The organism is Acinetobacter uliginosus (assembly GCF_044130295.1).
Classification (GTDB): Bacteria; Pseudomonadota; Gammaproteobacteria; order Pseudomonadales; family Moraxellaceae; genus Acinetobacter.
Map to the genome: position 1 here is coordinate 1 of NZ_JBIQOC010000167.1, position 2,808 is coordinate 2,808.

Below are 2,808 nucleotides of genomic sequence, written 5' to 3' on the forward strand. Positions count from 1 at the left end.
AATATATATCCATGTTCATGGATTAAGTCCCCACTTGTTTTTAGGTGGGAACTAAATTAAGGCTTATAGGATGAATTCATAAGGTGTGTTCAGCGGACGCTTACCATTGAACAACTTAGACTATGATACTTAAACAGCTCAGCACTGCAAAATTCTAAGTCTTGTTTCGCTTGTACTTTGTCTGTCATAAGCACTACCAATAAGAAAAGAAAACCTCCTCATTACTAAAGCAAGAGGGGTTTCTGGTTCAATCCAATCACTTCAAGTGAACAGTAAGCAAAATCAAATTATCTTTGATCTCCTCAACGCCGTGTTTATATCCATGCTTGGAGCAATAATCTAAAAATCTATTTAAAGCGTTTCCGACTAATGAAGATACGCACACCTCTATCTTAACAATGCCATCTTCTGGTGCATTCAACCTACGGAATGAATGACCTAACAACTCATCAAATGTTGTCGTAAATGTTGATACTTTCATTTTAAAACTCCGTTATTTCTATAAAGTAACGAAGCAATAATGCCCACCAAACAAGCTAGAATCAATACCAAAAATTAACTTAAGTTATTGAATTAAGAGAATTATATTAATTAAAAATACTAAATTAATGAATTAAATAGGTTATTTAAAAAGTAACAAAATATAATAAATTTAAAAAAGAAAAACCCCACCAATAATGCAATATTGAGCGGGGTCTTATGTTCCGGAATACATCATCCATCCGGCAATGGAGAACTATTTTTCCCTTAAACAATCCCGACACAGCTGGATTTCTTCATCATCAATCGTGTAATCGATTTCTGTCGCACCATGTAGTCCAAGTAAACAATACAGAAACTTAAGCATGATTTTTCTCCTCACAATTAAAAACCCACTTACTCCTTCAAATAAGCGGGCCTGCGCTACAGTTATTTTCTTCATTTTCTTGTGGTTTCAAAATTAAAATAGCACTGAAAATTTGACCACAAGGTATAGAAAATATAGATAAATTGTTGAGTTGTAGAATTATTAAGTTAATTCTATGTTACTTATCCACTAAAAGCCTGATCTATACCAGAGCTTTGGTTGCTATGTGAACTAACTTAGGTGTTTTGGAATATCTTCAACAACTGTAAACTCTGCAGCATAACGAGTCCTAAGCGCTTCAGTAATCTCATTAAACATCCGCTGATACTCTTCAGTGATATAAGTAGCTTTCTTTATTTGCTCAGTAAAATCAGCAACAATTAACAATAACTTTCGATTTTCTTCCTTTAATTCTTCATTCTCTCGCATCACCATTGCCAAGAATAACTGTAATTCATCTTTAGTTAATACACTACTCATAACACCAGCTCGGTATTTTTCTAAAGAATAGCAAATGAGTGTGACAAATAAAAATCACACCTTTCGATGAGCTCTTAAATTTAATTCTTTAGCTTTTTATTCATTTAAGAAACTTTAACAAATTATCGTATTTATCACGTGACATTAAATTACAAACCACTAGACCTGAATATTGTCCCATCGCCTATGGATGTATCATTAGGATATTTTAATTATGGTGAAACAGGATTTATTTAATTCGATCTAAATATCGACCATATGTGATCCATTTACACTTGTCACATTGCCACTCACTACGAGCATTTAAGTGATTAATCTGATCACCATGAATAGTTCGAATCAGTTTGTAACCATGCTTGCAAAAAATAGATTTAATAATTTTCTTAATCATATCCCACCATTTTTTTAACTGAATTCCCTAAACACCACTCACAACCTATGTCTACACAGTACCAGTATGAAGTGGAATTAAATAAGGTATACAGCTTTTCCCTATACAAAAAAAAGCCCACTCATGGAAAGACGATGTGGGCTTATAAACTAAGGACCTTGGGAGGTCATTCAGAAACTACAGCAGTTTCTGATGGTTATTTTGTACACTATTCAAATATTTTTCAGTGGCAAAACATACCAAAAAATAAAATAATGATAATTAAATCACATTATTAATAAGTCTTAATTAATGATTTATACAATATGAAAAAGCCTGCTTAATGTGAGGTATCTAAGCGGACGACTAGCATGAAGACTTGCTTTTTTCAGGAAATAAAAAGCCCATATTTCTATAGGCCTGTTTTCTAAAATTATGAGCTATACATATTTTAACTCAAACTGGTACTCATCTTGGGTAACCTTAATTTTATGCTTTTTATATTTACGTTTGTTCGGATTTATAGCTGAATTCATCACCTCATCATGAAATGATGTATCCCCCATTAAGCAAACATAAGCTTTATATCCTAGCAAGATTTTCTCAACTTTTTTGCCTTTTTTGGCAGCTGCTTCAAGCAATTCATCTAATTTTTTTAGTTCTATATCAGACATCTGTATTTACCCTCTGTTTGGAGGATACATTCTGACATACTAAAATTTCAAACTGAATCACCTATAAAATGAATTGATCGAAATTTTATCAAAAAGAAAAAAATCCACTTTTCTATGAGCTTCTTTATCAATCCAGTCCATGACTTACATTTAGACCATGTATAACATAGCGTTAATATGTCCATGATCAAGATCAATTGCACTGAAATAAAATAATCATGATAAGAAAAAAATTGATGCTGCCCATTTGACACAACCCATGTTCATTTTTTGATCGATTTATGTGGATTATTCGTTAATAATCAAATGAATTGAGAAAAGTTTTATAAAATTATTCTTTGTACACGACAAAAAAAGATAACTCATTGAAATAATGGCATAATACTTGTTTTCTGACGACGAATATGATGACACATTTCAATGAGTTACATCTCATC

Annotated in this window: 3 protein-coding genes; all 3 read right to left on the reverse strand. The window is 32.0% G+C overall.

From position 1 onward, the window contains the following. Positions 1–256: 256 nt before the first annotated feature. The 3 genes from ACE01T_RS17425 to ACE01T_RS17435 all read right to left on the reverse strand — a co-directional run bounded on the left by ACE01T_RS17425 (position 257) and on the right by ACE01T_RS17435 (position 2,371). Positions 257–481: a hypothetical protein gene (locus tag ACE01T_RS17425; protein ID WP_086197362.1), complete on the reverse strand. Its 225-nt coding sequence runs from the start codon at positions 479–481 to the stop codon at positions 257–259. Positions 482–1,078: 597 nt separating this feature from the next. Then, positions 1,079–1,327, reverse strand: coding sequence for a hypothetical protein (locus ACE01T_RS17430; RefSeq protein WP_086197364.1), 249 nt, complete (start codon positions 1,325–1,327; stop codon positions 1,079–1,081). A gap of 810 nt (positions 1,328–2,137) precedes the next feature. Further along, positions 2,138–2,371 carry a hypothetical protein gene (locus ACE01T_RS17435; RefSeq protein ID WP_086197365.1) on the reverse strand — a complete coding sequence of 78 codons (234 nt, stop codon included), beginning with the start codon at positions 2,369–2,371 and terminating at the stop codon, positions 2,138–2,140. Positions 2,372–2,808: the final 437 nt, after the last annotated feature.